Source organism: Kitasatospora sp. MAA4, assembly GCF_029893355.1.
In the GTDB taxonomy this organism is placed as follows: Bacteria; Actinomycetota; Actinomycetes; order Streptomycetales; family Streptomycetaceae; genus Kitasatospora.
On record NZ_JARZAI010000015.1, the window covers coordinates 94,893 to 113,664 of the forward strand.

19 protein-coding genes and 2 pseudogenes are annotated in these 18,772 nt (G+C 63.8%); 13 read left to right on the forward strand and 8 right to left on the reverse strand.

Going from position 1 to position 18,772, the window contains the following annotated elements; translation table 11 throughout:
• Positions 1-82 precede the first annotated feature (82 nt).
• Positions 83-880 (forward strand): hypothetical protein, encoded by a 798-nt coding sequence (locus P3T37_RS21030; protein WP_280725290.1) that lies wholly within the window; start codon positions 83-85, stop codon positions 878-880.
• Here the strand turns inward: P3T37_RS21030 and P3T37_RS21035 are convergent.
• Positions 870-1,025, reverse strand: a complete 156-nt coding sequence (locus P3T37_RS21035; RefSeq protein ID WP_280725291.1) for a hypothetical protein — start codon at positions 1,023-1,025, stop codon at positions 870-872. The genes P3T37_RS21030 and P3T37_RS21035 overlap by 11 nt on opposite strands.
• 161 nt (positions 1,026-1,186) lie before the next feature.
• A pseudogene (locus P3T37_RS21040) lies at positions 1,187-2,398 on the reverse strand (IS3 family transposase).
• 69 nt (positions 2,399-2,467) lie between these two features.
• On the opposite strand from P3T37_RS21040, the gene P3T37_RS21045 reads away from it, so the two are divergent.
• From P3T37_RS21045 to P3T37_RS21075, 7 genes are all read left to right on the forward strand, one after another.
• Positions 2,468-2,605 (forward strand): hypothetical protein, encoded by a 138-nt coding sequence (locus tag P3T37_RS21045; RefSeq protein ID WP_280725292.1) that lies wholly within the window; start codon positions 2,468-2,470, stop codon positions 2,603-2,605.
• 573 nt (positions 2,606-3,178) lie between these two features.
• The gene (locus tag P3T37_RS21050) at positions 3,179-3,523 is read left to right on the forward strand and encodes a hypothetical protein (protein ID WP_280725293.1); all 345 of its coding nucleotides are present in this window, start codon (positions 3,179-3,181) and stop codon (positions 3,521-3,523) included.
• A gap of 89 nt (positions 3,524-3,612) precedes the next feature.
• Positions 3,613-4,542, forward strand: a complete 930-nt coding sequence (locus P3T37_RS21055) for a hypothetical protein (protein ID WP_280725294.1) — start codon at positions 3,613-3,615, stop codon at positions 4,540-4,542.
• Between the two features lie 50 nt (positions 4,543-4,592).
• Entirely contained in the window at positions 4,593-4,955 is a 363-nt protein-coding gene (locus tag P3T37_RS21060; RefSeq protein WP_280725295.1) for a hypothetical protein, read from the forward strand.
• Positions 4,956-5,242: 287 nt separating this feature from the next.
• Complete coding sequence (locus P3T37_RS21065; RefSeq protein WP_280725296.1) at positions 5,243-5,980, forward strand: SAVMC3_10250 family protein; 738 nt, start codon at positions 5,243-5,245, stop codon at positions 5,978-5,980.
• A gap of 59 nt (positions 5,981-6,039) precedes the next feature.
• Positions 6,040-8,172, forward strand: a complete 2,133-nt coding sequence (locus tag P3T37_RS21070; protein ID WP_280725297.1) for an AIPR family protein — start codon at positions 6,040-6,042, stop codon at positions 8,170-8,172.
• A complete protein-coding gene (locus P3T37_RS21075) occupies positions 8,162-9,502 on the forward strand; it encodes a serine/threonine-protein kinase (RefSeq protein WP_280725298.1) in 1,341 nt (446 codons plus the stop codon). The genes P3T37_RS21070 and P3T37_RS21075 overlap by 11 nt, the downstream gene beginning before the upstream one ends.
• Before the next feature lie 87 nt (positions 9,503-9,589).
• On the opposite strand, the gene P3T37_RS21080 is transcribed toward P3T37_RS21075, so the two are convergent.
• Positions 9,590-9,733, reverse strand: coding sequence for a hypothetical protein (locus tag P3T37_RS21080; RefSeq protein ID WP_280725299.1), 144 nt, complete (start codon positions 9,731-9,733; stop codon positions 9,590-9,592).
• A gap of 265 nt (positions 9,734-9,998) precedes the next feature.
• On the opposite strand from P3T37_RS21080, the gene P3T37_RS21085 reads away from it, so the two are divergent.
• A complete protein-coding gene (locus P3T37_RS21085) occupies positions 9,999-10,862 on the forward strand; it encodes a transposase (protein WP_280725300.1) in 864 nt (287 codons plus the stop codon).
• A gap of 89 nt (positions 10,863-10,951) precedes the next feature.
• On the opposite strand, the pseudogene P3T37_RS21090 reads toward P3T37_RS21085, so the two are convergent.
• The 4 genes and pseudogenes from P3T37_RS21090 to P3T37_RS21105 form a co-directional block, all read right to left on the reverse strand.
• A pseudogene (locus P3T37_RS21090) lies at positions 10,952-12,094 on the reverse strand (IS1182 family transposase); the annotation flags it as partial.
• Positions 12,095-12,366: 272 nt separating this feature from the next.
• Entirely contained in the window at positions 12,367-13,011 is a 645-nt protein-coding gene (locus P3T37_RS21095) for a hypothetical protein (RefSeq protein WP_280725301.1), read from the reverse strand.
• A gap of 139 nt (positions 13,012-13,150) precedes the next feature.
• Positions 13,151-13,444, reverse strand: a complete 294-nt coding sequence (locus P3T37_RS21100; RefSeq protein WP_280725302.1) for a hypothetical protein — start codon at positions 13,442-13,444, stop codon at positions 13,151-13,153.
• A 59-nt stretch (positions 13,445-13,503) separates the two neighbouring features.
• Positions 13,504-13,719, reverse strand: a complete 216-nt coding sequence (locus P3T37_RS21105; protein WP_280725303.1) for a KTSC domain-containing protein — start codon at positions 13,717-13,719, stop codon at positions 13,504-13,506.
• 144 nt (positions 13,720-13,863) lie between these two features.
• Here P3T37_RS21105 and P3T37_RS21110 point away from each other — a divergent pair, with 144 nt between their 5' ends.
• The 3 genes from P3T37_RS21110 to P3T37_RS21120 all read left to right on the forward strand — a co-directional run bounded on the left by P3T37_RS21110 (position 13,864) and on the right by P3T37_RS21120 (position 15,704).
• Entirely contained in the window at positions 13,864-14,265 is a 402-nt protein-coding gene (locus tag P3T37_RS21110; protein ID WP_280725304.1) for a hypothetical protein, read from the forward strand.
• Between the two features lie 438 nt (positions 14,266-14,703).
• Positions 14,704-14,961, forward strand: coding sequence for a hypothetical protein (locus tag P3T37_RS21115; RefSeq protein ID WP_280725305.1), 258 nt, complete (start codon positions 14,704-14,706; stop codon positions 14,959-14,961).
• Positions 14,958-15,704 carry a hypothetical protein gene (locus P3T37_RS21120; protein WP_280725306.1) on the forward strand — a complete coding sequence of 249 codons (747 nt, stop codon included), beginning with the start codon at positions 14,958-14,960 and terminating at the stop codon, positions 15,702-15,704. Before P3T37_RS21115 ends, P3T37_RS21120 begins: the two co-directional genes overlap by 4 nt.
• Positions 15,705-15,779: 75 nt before the next feature.
• On the opposite strand, the gene P3T37_RS21125 is transcribed toward P3T37_RS21120, so the two are convergent.
• A complete protein-coding gene (locus P3T37_RS21125; RefSeq protein ID WP_280725307.1) occupies positions 15,780-16,490 on the reverse strand; it encodes a hypothetical protein in 711 nt (236 codons plus the stop codon).
• 986 nt (positions 16,491-17,476) lie between these two features.
• On the opposite strand from P3T37_RS21125, the gene P3T37_RS21130 reads away from it, so the two are divergent.
• Positions 17,477-18,613, forward strand: coding sequence for a Fic family protein (locus P3T37_RS21130; RefSeq protein ID WP_280725308.1), 1,137 nt, complete (start codon positions 17,477-17,479; stop codon positions 18,611-18,613).
• The last annotated feature ends 159 nt before the right edge of the window (positions 18,614-18,772 follow it).

Consider the following 18,772-nt stretch of genomic DNA (forward strand, 5'->3'; position numbering starts at 1 on the left):
GCGGATGTTGCCGACGGCACATGCTGAGTGAAATCGCCTCCAGGTAGGCAAGTTGTTGGTATCACCTGCCACAATTCCATGCATGAGTGCTGAGTTGGCGTCACCCAACATGTCCCTGCCGTTGGACGCTGATGCGAACGCGCCCCTGGTGAGTGAGTGGCTGCTCGGCACGAGCGCCGTGCTCGCTCACCACCTCGGGCAGGCCGACACGGCGAGGATGATCGCTGACGTGATGGTGGCAGAGGTCCGGCTCTGGAACTCCGACTACGACCATGAGGGATACCGGATCGTGCTCGTGGTGGACCCCAGCCTGTATCCCGCGTATGACAACGAGGCGGTCAAGGGCAACATCGCTGGCGTTATGCGGCAAGTGCTCAGGGGGTCGGGAAAGGACATCGACGAAGTCGATGCTCGCCCGTCGATCCTCCGGCTCGGTCCCGCCTGGCGCAGCCAGATCAAGGCCACCGACGGCCCCAAGGTCAGCAATCAGGGTCGGAAGCACCAACTTGAGCCAGGCCACCCCGTGCAGGACCAGCTCCGCTTCACTAACGAGTGGGAGCTGAGGGTGTACCAGACCCTCAAGAGGCGCCAGGAGAGCATGGATGAGAACGAGACGATCGGCATCATGCCACTCGGAGGCATGCGAGTACGTGGCCACACCTTTGAACCGGACCTGTTGATCACGTACTGCGGGTATGTCGGAGTGATCGAGATCGATGGCCCACAGCACCGAGGACACGCAGGTTACGACCACAGCCGCAGCCGCCTGCTGTTGAACGCCGGAGTGAAGCACGTCGATCGCTTGAACGTAGAGGACTCGACTCAACCGCTCCAGGTCGAGCGGTTCGTTGACGGGTTCCTCGCTCGCCTCAAGAGGTAGGCACAAGATCAGGGAGATCGCCGGTCATCGTGCGCATGGGTTCGCTTTCGCGGGCGGCGAGGTGTGCCGTCCTGTTGGCCAGCTCCATGAAGCACAGCACGAAGCAACGCTGCGCGTCCGCGATGTCGAACTGCCCATCGACCACACCCGCGTGAATGATCGCGTTCCTGTGCTTAGAACTCGTAACACGATCACTGGCCTTGGGTGTTGAGTTGTCGCCAGCAAATGAGCGCGCAGGCAAGTGAGACGAAGGCGTTGTGGAGGTCGAGGCGCCGTGAGGTGACCCCCGGATTGTGGACACAGGGTTCATGCTGCGAGTGAGAGTTTAGCTGCTGCGTGGTGCTGCTGTTCGAACTCCATCGGGGAGAGGTAGCCCAGCGCGCTGTGGCGCCGGCGAGCGTTGTAGTAGGTGAGCCACTGGAATATCTCCAGCCGAGCCTGGCTCATGGTCAGGAACAGCTTCCTGTGCATCACCTCTCGCTTCAGCCCCTGCCACAGGCTCTCGGCCAGGGCGTTGTCGTAGCTCGAGCCGACCCGCCCCATGCTTCTGCGGACGCCGTGCGAGTCGCAGACCCGCGCAAACGCGGCCGACGAGTATTGCGACCCGCGGTCCGAATGAAAGACCACTCCGCCCACGTTCCCGCCACGAGCCGCGACGGCGGCCCGCAGCGCGTCGATGACGAGTTCGGCCCGCATGTGGGGGAACCATCGACCAGCCGAGCACCCGGCGTGAGCGGATGTCGACGACGCAGGCCAGGTAGAGCCACGTCGCGCCGACCTGGATGTAAGTAATGTCGCCGCACCAGCGTTCGTCGAGGTCGGTGGCGGTGAAGTCGCGCTGGACCAGGTCCGGGACCGGCGGCGCGACCGGATCGGGAATCGTGGTGAGCTTCCTGCGGCGCAGGTGGCGGCCGACGATGCCATGCTTGCGCATCAGCCGCGCCACGCGCTTGCGGTTCACGGTGTTTCCGTAACCACGAAGTTCGGCATGGACCCGCAGCGCGCCGTAGGTCTCCTTGTGCTCGGCGTGGATTTCCCGGATCTCCTCGACCAGGGCGTCCTCGTCGTCCTGGCGCGCGGCACGGGCCGGGGTGCCGGCCTGCCAACGGTAGTAGCCCGAGCGCGAGACTCCCAGCACCCGGCACAGCCGCTGCACGCCGAAGGCCCCGGCGTTGACGGAGATGAAGTCCCAGCGGCGGGGCGTCACTTCATCTCCCTGGCAAAATAGGCGGCCGCCCGGCGCAGGATCTCCCGCTCCAACTGCCACTCCTTCTCCGCCTTGACCAGCCGGGCGTTCTCCGCCCGCAGCCGGGCCAGCTCGTCCTCGGACCCGCCGGCCTGCGGCCTGCCACCGGAGGACGCTTCCCCCTCAGCCTCGCGTACCCAGATGCGCAGGGTCTCGTGGTTGATGTTGAGGTCGTCGGCGACGGACTTGAACGTCCGCCTGCCCGCCGATGCCCGCCACAGCGCGACCGCGTCGGCTCTGAACTCCGGACTGTACTTCGATGGCCTTGCCACGCGGATCTTCACCTTCCTGGATCTACAAGATCCATTGTCAGGTGTGTCCACATCGCCGGGGTCACCTCAATGGCGGTGATCAGCGATTTCATGCGCCGCACCATAGCGACCGGAAACGACACTCACGCGCTCGCCGAACAACACACCGACCGGAATCAAGACAACAAGCGGATGTTGGGGGCCTGCGCGCTGGCGGCGAGGGGGTGAGCACAGTGGGTGCAGGCTTGGCTCACGGGGCGAACCATGTTGCTCTGGATACTGAATGCTTCGGCTGCTGCGATTCTGGGCAGCGGTATCCCAGGTACAGCCGGACCCATGGTGCGCGCGTCAGCGCGGTTGCTGGCTCGTCTCGCTTGGTGTCATGGAACGGCGCCCACCAGTAGTCGACGACGGCCCGGAGTGCCGTCCGCTCCCGCTCGTCGGTGACGTCGAAGGCGGCAACGCGACCCGCAGCCGGATGCTCCGCTCTCTGACTACCTGAACAAACCGCGCATTCCTCGCCATATCGGAGGTGAGTGGTACGCCCGGTGCGCTTACAGATGAAGCAGTCCAAGCTCAGGTCCAGTTTCTTCTGCCAGTGGAGGTTGTGGAAGACCTCACCTCGGAGGGGCAATGTCAATTCGGCGGTGATCTCAACGGTTCGCAGCACTGTGCGATTTTCGCAGACGAGCGGCTGAGAAGCGTCGGGGCACCGTTACGGTCATCGCCCAACGGATCACCATCGCGGAGCGGTCCGGGCAGGCTCTGTCCGGCGGATCGAGGCGGCATAGGCTCCAGGGCATGCACAGCACCCTGACGGAGCACGCCCGGTGTCTCTACGGAGACGAGTACCGACCTACACCGAAGTGCGACGGCGACCACCAGGAACACTACTTCGTCGAAGAGCTGACCTTCGCTGACGCAGATTCGATCCTCGCCATGCTGTGTGAGCTGTGCTCGCACGTCGTTGATGGCCATCTGCCGGTCTGGGTTCGCAACCTGGCCTACCGTCTGGTGCTCCTGCAGCGGCCGGACGAGCCGGCGTTGCTGCGAGAGGCCGCCGAAAACCTTTGGCTGCATGGACCGGACTGGGACGACATCGCGGCAGACCTGAAGCGGCGGGCCGACTCGCTGGAACCGGGCTGAGCCGAACGAGTTCTGTGGGAGAGGTGGGAATAGTGCACGGTCGGAATAACCCCCTCCCGCCAGTAATCCAGGAGATCACGAAGGGGTCGGTGGTCCAGTACTTCGAGGTACCCGCCATCGCCTCTGCGAAGCACAAGGGAGAGGAGGACTTCCCCGTCAAGCACTGGTGGATCATCGAGCCCGTCGCCCGGGCGATCGCCGTCGCCGAACACCTCTCCCCGCACGAGGAGCGGGTGTTCACCGGCGTCCGCAGCCGCACCGACGGCTCCGAGACGTTCGCCGCCGCTGAGCGCATCATGTCGTTCATCGCGCACGTCAACGCAACCACCGGGTGGACGGGGCTGTCGGAGATCGGCGCCGGAAACGTCTCCCCGCACATGTTCCGCCGCACGATGGCGATGCTCACCGACCAGTTCCCCGGCTCGGAGATCGCGCTCGGCATCCAGCTCAAGCACACGGCGGCCCGCGCGCTGGCGAACCGCGTCACCCAGGGATACGCCGCCCCCGCGGCGGACTGGACACGGTTCCTGGAGCAGGCTGTCGAAGCCGCCCGGTTCCGGGGGCTGCGCGAGCTGTTCGCCCTCCACCGGGAGGGGCAGCCGATCGGCTTCGGCCCCGGTGCCGAACAGCTCAAGGACGCCTTCGACAGCATCAGGGAGACGGTCGCCGCCCAGGGCGGGGACACGCTGGTCGAGGAGGGGATGCTGCGGCGGGCCCGGATCTCCATCAGGTTCGGCACCCTGAACAACTGCCTGTTCGACGAGGCCAGTCCGGCCGGCGCCGCATGCCTGGAGAAGGCCGTCATCCCGCCTGGCCACACGGGCCCGCTGGTGGACCGCTGCCGTCCGGAGCGGTGCGGCAACAGCATGATCGGTACCCAGCACGTCCCGATCTGGGAGAGCGAGGAACGCGGCCTGGCGGCCCTGTTGGAGTCTCCGGGCCTGCCGCCGGGGCGGCGGGCGGCCTTGGAACGCCAGCGCGCCGAGACTCAGGCCATCCTGCGGAAGGCCGTCCAGTGACGACAGGAGCGGGTGTCTCCGCCGCCGCCGAACGGTCCTTGCGTGAGGCCATGGCGCGGTTGTTCACCGGTCAGCCGCGACGTACGGACGGTAGGCTGACCAAGGACAACCTCGGCCGGGAGGCCGGGGTCATCCCCGCCACCGTGTTCCGAGCCAAGGACGTGCTGGCCGAGTGGGACGCTCACGTCGCCGAGCACGGCGCCGTCACCCCGGGGGAGGCTCGCAGGGACGCGGAACTGCGGGAACTTCGGCGCAAGCTCGCTGACGCCAAGGCGGAGATCACCGAGCTGAACCACCGGCTCACGGCGGCCGCCACGGTGATCGCGGCCCTGCACCACGACAACCAGCTTCTACGAACCGAGCATCATCACGCTGGAAACGTCACCGAGTTGTCGCCCAAGCCCCGAGACTGATCCACGCTGGTAACCGCGACTGGCACCCTGGGGGCGCGTTCGCCTTGGCACGTTCGAAAGCGCCCTGGGTATGTCGGTGGCCTCACTGACGAAGCCCCGCAGCGGAGCTGCATCGCCAGGACGGCCAGCAGAGCCGAGCTCGACATCGCCGCCAGCTTGGGCAGTGCGGACACCTTCGACAGCGGCGCCGGGCCGATACCTCCGTACAGGACCGGCCACAACTGACAGTTTCTCACCGCCTCTCGGGTACAGTGCGGACAAGACAAGCAGAGAGCCTGGGGGGTCCAGTGCGTGAGGTCATCTACCTATCCGAGGGCAAGCTTAGGGAGTTCCTGCCAGAGCCGCGCCGAGCTCTTCCCTCTGTCACACTAAAAGCTGGATTGCCCTTTGCTGGGGTAGGCGTGACGACGCCCACCTCGAACAATGTCCACGATCTGCGGCGCCATTTGAAGCAGGTAGAAAAAACCCTGGCCCGCAAATTGCGGTACCACACAGATGCCAATATTGGTACCGGCAGTTGGATCAAATTCGAGACACGGCTGGACTGGGTCACGCTGCGGGATAGGTATCAGGGCCTGGTCTTGTTTGTGGACTCGGATCTCAGTCACGAGGCAGGAGGCCAACGTCGACTGCTGTTGCACGGATCGGCCCGACACTTGCTTGGTCGGCTGCCAACCCAGGTTGACGGTCCTGCGCTTACTGGGATCGACGGCGGCTACAGCGCCGGGACGATATTCGTCACCAGCGCTGGACAGGTTGTTGACGTGCTGGCTAATTCCCCGGATGAGCTTGGACCGGAGGCCGGGGCAGACGCTGAGCCCTTCCCTGAGCCGATCGCTCCGCTGCCCCGCAAGGGCCTTCGTGACCTGCTGGCAGCACTTGACGCCGAGCGCACCGAGGTCAGCACCTCCGCTGTAGTGACCGGCCTCGCCCGAGTCAGCGCAGTGCTAGAAGGGACATCCACTGACGTCGGCTGCGTGGTGGCGAGCCCGCTGGTCGTGGAGTACGTGCAGCAGCACGCTTAACCTATTGCGCGTGGCACGCCACAGCGTTTCCCTAAGCAATCGACCTGAAGGGGGGCACGATGGAAGATCGGACCGGCATGCCGTTGCAGGTTCGTCAGGTGCGCCACGCCCTGACCCGGCAGTTCGCAGACCTCTTGGACCTGACCGACCTCCCAGGTCTCCCTGAGGCACAGCGCGAGCAAGTCTTCCTCTCACGAGCCCTGGCTGCAAAGGCAGCGATGCTGGTCGCCGACTACACAGCGGCGGAGGCGGCAGAGGCGGTGACCGACGGAGCCGACGACCACGGCATCGACGCTGTGCTGATCTCACCCGTCACTGCTGAGATCTGGCTGGTCCAGGCAAAGTGGAGCAACAGGGGAGCGGCACGGCTGGACGGAACAGCCGTTTCAAAGCTACTGCAGGGCCTCGAACGGCTGGTTGACTATCAATACGACCGGTTCAACGGGAAGTTTCAGCGGCTCGTTGGTCAAGTCAATTCGGTGCTTAATGGATATACGCCGCGAATCCACCTTGTCCTGGCGGCCTTGGGCGAAAATGGCCTGACACTCGAGGGTCAAGATCTACTAGACAGGGCAGTGGCGGAGTACAACGCGCACGGAGAGCTACTCGACTTCCGCGTCTTGGGATTCGCCGACTTCCATGCGGCCGCCCGGCAAGATACTCGCCCAGCTCCGGTATCGGTCAAAGCCATGCTGACCCAGGGCTGGCACACGAATACGATTCCCTATCAGACGTTTGTTGGGACCGTGGCCGCCGACGAGCCGGCGGCATGGTATGCGGAACACGGGGAAAAGCTCTTTGACCAGAATGTCCGTTACTCCCTGGGTCTCACCAGTGTCAACGCAGGCATGGTCGAAACTTTGCTGGAAAGCCCCCATGAATTCTGGTACTTCAATAATGGGATCACGGTTCTGTGTGATTCGATCCGCACTAGATTTTCCAGCCTTCGGCAGCCGACAAGCCATCCGGTACATCTTGAGATGATTAACGCCCGGGTCGTCAATGGCGCGCAGACTGTTGCTTCTCTTCATTACGCCCACACGCGAGACTCCGGGGCCGTCCAGGATGCAGCCGTCTCAATCCGAGTAATCTGTCTGGACGGCGCTCCTGTTGACCTCGCACAACGGATCACCCAGGCCACCAATAAGCAAAATAGTGTGCAGGAAAGGGACTTTGCTGCGCTCGATCCTCAGCAGGAGCTTATCCGTGAGGATTTTTCTCTGTCGTTGGGGAAGTCGTACGTCCTCAAGCGAGGCGTGCAGGAGCCGGCACCTGCCGCAGGTTGCAGCGTAGTCGAAGCCGCTCTTGCCCTGGCCTGTTCGCATCCGGATGCGTCGATGGCCGCCCGCATTCGGCAAGACATGGATGTCCTGTGGCGCCAAGGCCCCGATGGGATTTACTCTCAGATTTTCGGTAGCCGACCTTCAGCTCTGCAGATCTGGCGATCCGTCAGGTTTATGCGTGGGGTCCGCAATGAACTGGCCACCCTTAATGAAAACCTTGAAGGCCGTGACCGTGTCATTGCCGAACAGGCCGATCTGCTGATCATCCACATCGCATTCCAGCTGATTGGCATCGATGGTATCGACGATCCGGGTGACGATTGGGAAGAACGGCTCGAACCTACCGCTAAACGGACCGGTGCTATTCTCGACAGACTCCGCGATCAACTGAATGCCCGATACGGCCAATACAGAATTGTCAACCTGACTTTTCGCAGCGCGGAGAGCTGCCGACACCTGGTGTCGGGTGTACTGCTATCCATGGAGCAAGGTGCCGATCAACGTCCCTCTACTCCTCAGCAGCCAGGTCGTAAGCAGCGACGCCCTAACTCCGTTCCTGTGCTGGTGGAGCATGGTCGCATTGAGGACGGAACTCAACTAATCTACCGGCCCACGCACGACACAGAGAGGGCTGCACTTCACCACTGGTTGAGCAGAGCTCCGGAACGGGGCCTAGCGTCCTGGGTCAATGACGTTCGCAAACCCCTGATCTGGGCGGTAGATGATAAGCGCTACTCGCCGTCGGCGCTGGTAATGCAGATGTGGGAAGAGGCCGGGTGGGTCGAACGGCCTCTTGCAGTACAGGGCACGGCTCGTTGGTACTTGCCGGGCGAGGGTACGCTCACTGACCTTGCTGAGGAAATCCTGACCGACACGGACGCAATGGGCGACGGTTCTGGTGCGGAGTGAATGGCGCCTTATAGACGGACGCTACGAGCTCCGTCAGCTACTCGGAAGCGGCGCCATGGGCGAGGTCTGGCTCGGGCGTGATCGAGACTCGCGGCAATCCGTCGCCGTCAAGCTAATCCATCAGGAGTTGTTGGGTTCCTGCCCCCCGGACGAGCTGGCCGAGCGTTTCACGCGGGAAGCCCGACTGCTCGCGCAGTTGAAGCACGCGGGTATCCCGGCATTCCTTGGCGCCCGGATGGGATCTGGCCAAGATAGATCCTATTTTGTAATGGAACATGTCCTCGGTCGAGACCTCGCAGAGATTATCGGGAAAGGAGGCAGCTTTACCGAGCAGGAGGTCGTGTCTATTGCTGTTCAGATCTGCGACGTCCTGGAATACACCCACACAGTCCCGGTCATCCACCGCGACATCAAGCCGGCCAACCTCATGCTTACCGGCGACCAGCGAATCATAGTCCTGGACTTCGGGGTGGCCAGGATGTTCAGAACGGATCAAGCGCGGCTGACCCAGGGCGACAGGGTCCTGGGCACCGTGACCTACATGCCCCCAGAGCAACTCGAGGGCCGCGACGTAAATCCACGTAGCGATCTCTACTCCCTCTCCTGTGTACTCTACGAACTCCTCACTGGCCAACCGCCATTCTCCGGCGATGTCGCGAGTGTCATGCTTAAGCACCTAAAGCGCGCGCCGAATCCGCTAAGTCTGCTGTGCCCTGGTGTCGACCCCGTGCTGGAAGAGGTCATCATGGCCGGGCTGGCGAAACGGATGAGCGACCGCCCAGCGTCTGCTCAGGAATATCGTGAACAGCTCAACTCCGTGGGACGGAACGCAGTCGGTCCGAGGGTTCCGACGCTACTGAACTATGCCCAGGTGCTGGCACCAGCCGTCCCGAACGATCCCATGCCGATCGATGTGCGACTTACACAGGCTCAGGTCCTCTTTGAGCGGGGCCAGATCGGTGAGGCGCTTCCTCGCTTCGCCCACCTGAAAGGAGAGTTGGAGGCGCTTGGGCGTGATTATGCAGAAGAGGCCGCGTGGTGTCGTTTCAGGCACGGTTGTTGCCTAGCGCACCTGGGGCACCTGAAGGAGGCGCTGAATCATCTCCGCATGCTCGTGGACGACCTGGCTTCGTGTCGTGCGTCGGATGACCGCCTGCTGCTTGAGGCCCGCTTTCGCATCGGCCAGTTGCTTCTCGATGAGAATGATGGACACGGCATTGGCGAGATCATCGCAGTCTTCAATGCGCTGAAAGGCGCCAGCCGTCCGGAGGACGCCGAATTCTATGAGGCCGTCAGCCAGGCAGTGGTCCGTACAGCGTTCATGTCATAGAACTCCAGTGTTAGATCATGATCCTGCTGCTGGAGGGGACTGGAGACTGAGTGGCCAGCGCGTACTGGGCTGGTCGTCCTCCCCGGATTAGCCGCTGCGTCGGGTGATCGTGACGTCGATGGCGCCGGCAATCACCCCCGGCGAATCCACTGCGACACGCACGTCGAACTCACTGCGGTGGCCGACCTGGTAGACGAAACGGGGCAGTTGTTCGACGTCACCGACGGCCATGCGGCCGTCAGACAGCAGGAGCGAGCCGTCGAAGACTGTGGTGAATGCCAGGTCGGGTCGTTCGCTGTCCTGCCTCTGGGGCTCCGTGAAGAGACTACTTTGACGAGTCCCCGCTGGGCTCGGAGCCGTATTGCCACGTGGGTTTCGCAGCTGGCTGCGGGGCTGCCTCCAGCGCGAGGGAAAGCTGAACCCAGTCGGTCGCCCCAAGTGCAACTCGGGATGGTTCACGTATATGTCGACTCCGGTGACCTGCACCGTGCTCCCCGTGCGCTACAACAGATTCGGCCACCACGCCCAGATCAAGCTGGCCACGGTGCTCTCCGACATCTACGGCGTCTCCGGCCGGGCCATGCTGGAAGCGCTGATCGCCGGCGAACGGTCCCCGATCGCGCTGGCCTCCCTGGCCCACGGCACCGTGAAGGCCTCCCCGGCCCAGCTGGCCGAGGCCCTGCGCGGCGGCTTCGAGGAGCACCACGCCTTCATGATGCGCACCCTGCTCGACATGATCGACCACCTGACCATGCAGATCGACAAGCTCACCGCCCGGATCACGCACCTGTTCGCCGACCACGCGCCCACCACGTTCACCGACACCGATTCCACGGACGGCACGGGGCAGGGCCTGCTGGTGCCGATGTCCGACATCGAGCGGCTCGACGAGATCCCCGGCATCGGACCCGGCACCGCGCAGGTGATCCTCGCCGAGACCGGACTCGACCTCGCCGCGGTCTTCCTCACCCCAGGGCACCTGGTCTCCTGGGCGAAACTGCCCCCGCGCACGATCCAGTCCGGCAACAAGAACACCTCCGGCAAAACCGGCAAGGGCAACCCCTGGCTGCGCGGTGCGCTCGGCGAGGCCGCGATCTCCGCGGCCCGCACCGGCACCTTCCTCGGCGCCCGCTACCGGCGCCTGGTCAAACGCCGCGGCCACATGAAGGCCCTGGTCGCCGTCGCCCGCTCGATCCTCGTCATCGTCTGGCACCTGATGACCAACCCCCACAGCCGCTTTCGTGACCTCGGCTCCGACTGGCACACCCGCCACCAAGATCCCGCCCGTAAGACCCGCGACCTCGTCCGCCAGCTCAACGCCCTAGGCCACGACGTCACCCTGACCCCCACGACCGCCTGACAGCCTCGCTACCCAGCCCGCCGGCACCGACCGCCGACGGGCCATCCCGTGCTGCCCGGCAAACCCTCTGCTTTCCGGTCAGTTGGCGCTTGGCGCTCTCTCGCGGCTTCGAGGTTGGTCTGGGAGCAGTAGCTGGCGTCGACCAGTGCCTGCTTGGGGTGGGCGCCGGTGTTGGCTGCGCACTGGTCGAGCATGGTGGTGTAGTTCAGCGCGTCGGAGGCGTTGGTCGTCACGTCGGCGGCAGTGATGACCTGGTGTTCGGCGTCCACGACGGCTTGGGCGTTGTAGGCCTGGATGAAGGCGCCGTCGCCGTTCTTCATGATCCGCGAGTCGGGGTCGGTGAAGTTGGCCTGGGCCTTGGGCTTGGGACGGGACTTCGCGGCGGCCGCCTCGCCGGCGTCGGTCACGGCCTGCGCGTCGTCGGCGCCGGCACGCTCCTGGCGGCGGCGTTCCTTCTCCTCGGCGTGGGCGCGGGCCTTGTCGGCGGTTTCGGCCTCGATCTGTGCGCGGGCCGCCTGCAGTTTGGCCAGGCGCTTCTCGCGGCGGTCCAGCTCGGCGGGCAGGTCGGTGTCCTTGCCGTCGGCGCCGAACCGCTGGTCCTCGGCGGTGTAGGTCGCCTCGGCGGCGGCCAGCAGGGCGGCGGCGATGGCCTCCAGGGTGGCGATCTCGGCCTTGATTCGCTCTTCCTTGTCGACCAGGTGGCCGTAACTCATCGCCTTGTGCTTGGAGGCGCTGGCCTCCAGCTTCGTGCCGTCCAGGGCGCCGCGGCCCATCTTGACCATGCCCAGCCTCTGCGCCAGGTGCAGCAACTGCGTGAACAAGCCGGCGAGAGCGTCCAGATGGCGGCGGCGGAACCGTGAGATCGAGCGGAAGTCCGGGGCCTGGTCGGCGGCCAGGAACCGGAACGCGACGTCGTCGGCGCACTTGCGCTCGATCGCCCGCGAGGAGCGGACCCCGGTGGTGTAGCCGTAGATCAGCAGGCGCAGCATCAGCCTGGGGTCATACGGCGGGTAGCCCCGCTTCTCGGTGTAGTCCGCCAGGACCGGCCCCAGGTCCAGTACCTCGTCGACCAGGTCGGCCACGAACCGGGCGAGGTGGTCCTGCGGCAGCCAGTCGTCCAGCGACGGCGGCAGCAGCAGGACCTGGTGCGGGTCGAACGCCCTGAACCGCTTGTCCACCGCCGCCGGACGGTCCTGCGGCTGCTTCTTCTCGACCGGCTCGACCTCGAACAGCCCATCCCCACCACGCATACCGCCATCATCTCGCACGAAAGATCACGAAACGAAGGCGGGTTGCCCGTTACTGGGACACGCTCCTAGCATCTACCGGGCGCTCGCCGAACACGAGAAGCGCCAGGCGTACCCCGAAGCCGTCCGGCAGGCCCGTGCCGAGTTCGTAGCCCTCCAGATGGAGGGCTACCCAACTCGGTCACTCTGAGTTACTTGTCCTTCTGTCGTAGAAACCCGAACTTAGAACTCCTTTCGGGTGACTCGTGTGATGAAGTTCAGTCGAGGCTGATGCCGTGCTGCCAGTGCTTGGTGGCGGTGGTCAGTTCGGCCAGGTCGGGAATGGCGTCAAGGACTGTGACCTCGGCGACCTTCCGACTGCTTCTGCGGGTGAGGACGGCGGGGCCGGGGAAGTCTTCGGGGCTGGTGAAGAAGCGTGCGTCGCGGGGGAGGTTCTTGCCTTGGGGAATGGCGCCGGAGTTGAAGGCGCTGAGCTGGACGCGCTCGCCGTGGCGCTTGAGCAGTTCGGCGGTGCTGATACTGAAGACGGTCTGCCGGATGGGCCTGTACCGGGAGCTATTGAGGAGTTTGGTCAGCCGGTCCTGGTCGGCCCAGAGGAAGACGCGAGAGTTGAGGGCGTCGAGGAACTGTTGGGCGGTGGTGCCGTCGGCGAGGTTGTCCTCAAGGCCGATCAGCGGGGTCTGGTCGCGGATAATGGCGCTTCCGTGGACGGGGTGCTTGATCTGGATGCTGGAGCGCCGGACGGTGCCGAGGATTCGGGCACATTGGGCGTCGTCGACTTCGAAGAGGTCGAGGAGCACCGCGGTGCTGAGAAGTCCGTGCTGGTTGATCAGCTGTTCGGCGCGGGCGTCGGCCATGTGCCAGAGCACCGGGTGACGCTTTATGAGCTCCTGGGTGTCCACAGCGGGAGGCTACTCCGCACGGGTAACAGGGGAGGCTCTGTGCGAAAGGCGTACCCCGAAGCCGTCGACACGCCGATCCCCGGGCATCCCACTCACGGGTGGACTCGCCGTCGAGTCCAAGCGCTCCCAAATCTCTCGATCAGCACCGACGCGGGCTCGGTAGCAGCGACCGGATGCCCCATGGGCGAGTCATCTCATGAGAGTGCCGAACGATGGAGAATGCAACGCGTGCCTGTACGCCGGCATCCTCGGCTTCACCCTCACCGAGGTAGGTCAGGTCACGCTCGCTGAGTGCCGTGCCCTTCAACAAGAACGCGAGGGCGTCCAACAGCGCCGTCTTCCCGCCCCCCTCGTTCTGGCCGGTCAGTACGGTCTGCCGCAAGACCGGCACTTGCTTGATCTCCGCGAGGCAGCGAAAACCCTCGACCGACACATCACAAATCTGCACGCACGCCTCGACTTGGCCAGGAACGAGTGGGACTCAGAGCCGGGTCAGCCCGCAAGCTTGCGGGTCGGGTACCGTCCCTTGATATACCGGGCCACGAACCCGCCCTTGCTCGCGGCAGCCATCAGTGCGGTGTGCACCTGCGCGGGCACGCGCGTGTACTCGTAAAGCGATCCGCTGTGGAAGGCGATCTGCAGAGTGCTGGAGCAGTCGTCGTAGCCGACGGACAGGACATTAGTGGACTGGACCGGCTGGTGCAGCACAACGCCTCCTGCGATTGATGCGCCGGAAGGTGCCCGGTTGGCCGTTGATGCTATCAGCAGTACGCCAAGAGCCCGCCCGGAAAGGGAGGTTGCGTCGGGCGGCGGGCCAACCATGGGAGGCTACTGCTGCCGGGTAGCCGCGCGGTGAACCATTGGCGCAGTGGCTGGAACCTCCTCCGCAGCGACGCCAACAGCTTGGACCCGGGCGAGGTAGAAGTCCGGCGTGCCCACACCGCCGACCCAACTCGCCGAGGACCTTCCTGCCTCCACAAGGCCCTCCTCGGCATCGCTCTGACCACGCTCCTGGCCGCCGCGCTTGGCCTGCTCAACATCGGCCTCGCCACCGTCCGTGACCGGACCCGTGAGCTGACCAGCCGTCGAGCCGCGGGCGCCACCCGCTCGGTTCACCGCCGTCCTGCTCACCCCGTCATCCTTGGCCTGCTCATCGCGGTGCTTACCGTCGCCGGGACTTGCGCCGCTGTCACCCTGCTCGTCCCGCTCCTGATCGATCAGGCCAGCGCCCTGCACCGCCTGCTTCCCGACTGAGGTCACACTCGACGGCGTCGTCATCGCCCTCCCACGGCGGCATCGTTCCGGCCGTCCTCCCCACCCGTGTCGACCTGGCCCAGGTACCTCGTGAGTGAGGAAGGCACCTGTCCGCGCAGTAGACGCGGTGCACAGACATCCCAGCATCGCCTTTCAGACAGCGCTCAACGTTGCCCGGCCAGGACCGCACTACGGCCGATACTGTCGACGAACCTGGCACGCAAGACGGTCCAGGCCGGGTTGTGCAACCCATTCGAGGGCTGTCCAGCTACTTCAAAGGAGAACCGTCCCATGTACGGAGAAGCAGTTATGGCAGTGAGCACGGGAGCCGCCAGTGGAGTTCTCTCCTACCTACTCCAAGGCCAGGTCGACGTACTGAGCACTCGGATCTCAGCCATCTTCCGTCGCAGTAGCAACCCCCACGAGGAGACCTCCGCCTTGCAGATGCTGAATGAGCACGCGGAAGCGCTGAGCCGGCGCGAGATTACTGAGCGCGCCGTCACCGACAACTGGACCGAGCTGTTCGCAGCTTTTCTTGGTGCCCACACCGACGCCCGGGCCGATATCGAGGAACTCGCGAGCGCAGCACCAAACAGGGCGAATACCATCGGCTCTCAAAACAACTACAGCTCTGGGGTGTTCATCGGCAACAATCACTATGGTGAAATCAATATCAGCACCCGGAACGGCGGGTGACCGCCGACGCCCCAGTGCCTCAAAAGTCGCAGCCGGTTCAAAACAACTACGGCAACGGTGCATTTATCGGCGGCGACCAGCATGGCGATATCAATATTCACCATGAGATCGACCCGAAAACCAAGGCCACACTCGCAAAGCTGGGAAAGTCGGCACCTAGGCTTTCCCAGCTGCTCGAAAATGCCCTGCGCGACGGAATAATCTCACCCGACACGGCCAGCCAGCTCTCCGTGGCCGCCCGAAGTATAAATGAAGACGTAGCCGACCGGCTCACATACGCCTCACATCGGATAAATGAGGACGTCGCCGGCCTTCTCACCCATGCAAGCCGCAGCATCAACGAAGACGTGGCAGGCCAGATAGCCCAAGCCGCGGATCAGCTTTCCCGGCTCTCTACAAGAATCGACTTCGAATCGCTTGCTAATCTAGTTAGGCGCCTTGAGGGAATTCTCGGATCTCACAACAATGGCAGCCTCGACGAGCTCGCAGTCCGACTCGAAAGCAGCATTGAAATCCTTGGCACTGCAACAGATCAAATTAATCATCTAAAAGGTGGCAGCATCCACACAGCAGAGCTCAAGCAAGTGACTGTATCACTTGCGGAGATCGCGAAACGAGTTGAGGCAAGAGTAACGCCACCTCCCCCAATAGTCCTCCCCGACTGGGAAGGAAGATTTCGGTGGCTTGGCATTGGAATTTTCCTTGGGATTGCGATATCAATCATTTTCACAGCCTACTCGTAGAAGACCTCGTTCCTGCCGTTGGCCCAGTTCAGCCAAGCGGGAGCCGCCAGGTACCACCAGAGGCAGCGGGGTGGTTCACACCTTCGGTAGAGCTCGAATGTTCACCGCGACCTCGGCGATGATTTCGGCGACCAGTACCAGAGCTGCGTCGCATTCTGCCCACACACCATCGAGACTCCGCACGTTTCGGGCCTCACTCGTCCCGCTCGGGTTGACGTAGTCAAGATCGTGCACAATGGCGTTTCGCGCGATGAAGAAGTCATCGAGAGCCTTGAGCTTCGCCGCTGGCATCTGAGCATTGGTCAGGCCGAGGGTGTCACAGAGGCGCGACTTCAAGTCGCCACTGCCTTGAAAGCTGGCTTTAGCGCGTGCTGCGACGTACAGCCGGACCATCTCCTCGCGCGGATTCAGGCTGAGGATCGCTTTGGACATAGAGTCTGATGGCCCCTCAGCAAGATCCTGCTTCACATAGTCATCGAACTTTCTCGCGGCATTGGCATTGCCATTGATCAGCAGCGGGACGGTGTCCCGGAGTAGCCTCTTGGCGCAGGCATCGATACCGCTGGAGGTGAAGACGATGGCGGCCCGCAGCAGATCCGCTTCATCCCTGCCAAGCCGACCACGGGGGTCATCCTTCTGTTTGGCAACCCAAACAGCGGTGAGCCCGTCGAACACTCCCTGAACGGTGGCATGGGCACCCTTGAGGTACCGCCACGCCGGACTGATCGCTGTGCCTCGCGGCTTGGTAGGCAATGCAGTGAGCTCAATGAAGGTGTAGCCAGCCATGCCGCCCCCAGCCGTACAGAGTCCGCCATGCTCTCGTCTTGACGAGCCATCCTAGGACCAGAGGCGGGCACCGTACTTGCAGTGCACACCGTGCCGCCGGCGCCGGACACCAGGAGACACAGCCCACCATCCACTCAACCTACCAACCGCGGGCGAGCCGCCCATCCAGCGTCCCGCCAGCCAACACCGCCGACTGGTCCGGGCCAGCCAACTCGGTTAGCCCGTGTATCGGGGCGTCCATCCGGGTCCGGGCTGACTATCGTCGTCGCCCTGGCCACCACCTCTGTCCTCCCAGCTCGCCCACCTCGCGGCCAGGGGTGGGTTCGCGCTTCGGTGGCACTCCGTAGTGCCGCCCAACACCCGGCCGCGCGACCTCTCATCACGGCCCGACACGTCGCGGCTCTTCTCATCCGTTGAGGCCGCCGCGTGTGCACTGGTTGTGAAATGATCTTCTAGGTGGTCACTATTTCTGCAGGTCAGAGGCATGTTCGATCAGTACACCGACCTGTAGGCCTCTGACCTGCGGAAACGTGCGGTCTCATATTTGAGTCTCCGCAGGTCAGCGATTTGCTGACCTGCGGAGATGCCGTGTCGGTGAAAATCTCGGGCCAAGATCAGGGTGGCAGCCCTTCTTTCCAGGCCCTCCGCAGCTCATGCAGGGGAAAGCCTCCGGCTGACGGCATCAAGGCTCACAGTGCGCCGCAACTCGCATGGAGGGCGCCGTTCTCGACGTCGTCGACATGGACGATAGCGTCCGGAATATCTTTGAAGTGCATGAGGGCTCTGACGGAGACCTTGTAGCTCCGCCCCGCCCTCGCCATGGGGAAAGGGAACTCCCCTGCTCTGATGAGCCGGTGCGCGGCAGACTCGGCGATCCCCATCACATCTGCGGCTTCTCCGACGAGCCGAAGGTGGCCCACCCCTCCAATCTCACGGCCTTCGCTCGCCATATTGACACAATGACTGCGTCAATGTATTATTCCTGCATGCTTTACCCGACCCCCACCCTCAGCCCTGTCGACGAACCTGTGCTCGGCGAGATCGACCGCATGCGAGAGGAAATGCGGCACCAAGTGCGCACAGCGCCGTCGAAATGGACTGCCGGACTCCGCAAGTTCCTGACCGCCGATGCCGTCGCAGCCTCGAACTCCATCGAGGGCTTCAAGGTGTCCACGGTCGACGTCGAAGACCTGATGGACGGCGAGCGCGATGTCGAGGTCTCGGAGGAAGACCGCCAAGAAACCCTGGCGTATCAGCAGATGATGACGTACATCCAGACACTCCACGACGCACAGGACTTCAGCTACAGCAACGGCCTGCTCAACGCACTGCACTGGATGCTGCAGGGTCATCGCCACACCGTGCGAAAGCCTGCCGGGCAGTGGCGTCGTGGCCCGGTTTACGTCACCGACGCCCGTGACCCCAGCATCGCGGCCTACACTGCCCCGGACGCCGAGCGCGTTCCCGTGCTGATAAATGAACTCGTCGACTGGCTCAACGCCGATGATGGAACCCACCTACTGGTACGAGCTGCAATGGCACATCTGCACCTCGTCTCCATCCACCCCTGGGCCGACGGGAACGGCCGGATGTCCCGCTCGCTGCAAACACTCATGATCGCTCGCGAAGGAGTCCTGGCCCCGGAGTTCTCGTCCATCGAGGCATGGCTGGGCCGCCCCGGCAACACCTGGGAGTACTACCGCGAACTCGCCGACCGGGGACCGGAGTACGTCCCCGACCAGGACGTTTCCAGCTGGATTCGCTTCAACCTGACTGCCTACCACCAGCAGACCCAGACAGTACAAGGCCGAATCGACCGCTCCGGGCGGGTATGGGGATCGCTCTCCGATTTCGCTGAGAACAACCGCCTGGACGAGCGCGCGGTGACCGCCCTCCACGACGTGGCCATGGCCGGCCGCGTCCGCCGCTCCCGATACGAGCAGGCCGAAGGCCTGAGCCTGCAGCAGGCGCAACGAGACCTCCGCGACCTCGTCACCGCGCAGATCCTCGAACCGGTCGGCCGGACCCGGGCCCGCTACTACACAGCAGGTCCACGTTTCCCTCAGTCCACTCTGGAAATCGCGCGAACCCCGATGACTCTGAGGAATCCCTACGTGAACTGATCAGCATTCGGCAATCCTCGTCAACTCTTTGTGCAGCGGCTGTGCAAGATGATCAATCAGGCACTGCAAAGCCGCTGGTCAAAGCTTCTCCATGTAGTACTGCGACCTGTAGAGGCCCGCTGGCCTGCGGGAAATCGCGTTGCCCGTCGCCGGGGCTGC

Bases quoted from the DNA above. Each gene is read 5' to 3' on its own strand.
- P3T37_RS21030 (WP_280725290.1), top strand. From the start codon at position 83: ATGAGTGCTGAGTTGGCGTCACCCAACATGTCCCTGCCGTTGGACGCT.
- P3T37_RS21045 (WP_280725292.1), top strand. From the start codon at position 2,468: ATGGCGGTGATCAGCGATTTCATGCGCCGCACCATAGCGACCGGAAAC.
- P3T37_RS21050 (WP_280725293.1), top strand. From the start codon at position 3,179: ATGCACAGCACCCTGACGGAGCACGCCCGGTGTCTCTACGGAGACGAG.
- P3T37_RS21060 (WP_280725295.1), top strand. From the start codon at position 4,593: ATGGCGCGGTTGTTCACCGGTCAGCCGCGACGTACGGACGGTAGGCTG.
- P3T37_RS21070 (WP_280725297.1), top strand. From the start codon at position 6,040: ATGGAAGATCGGACCGGCATGCCGTTGCAGGTTCGTCAGGTGCGCCAC.
- P3T37_RS21080 (WP_280725299.1), bottom strand. From the start codon at position 9,733: ATGGCCGTCGGTGACGTCGAACAACTGCCCCGTTTCGTCTACCAGGTC.
- P3T37_RS21125 (WP_280725307.1), bottom strand. From the start codon at position 16,490: ATGGCTGGCTACACCTTCATTGAGCTCACTGCATTGCCTACCAAGCCG.
- P3T37_RS21130 (WP_280725308.1), top strand. From the start codon at position 17,477: ATGCTTTACCCGACCCCCACCCTCAGCCCTGTCGACGAACCTGTGCTC.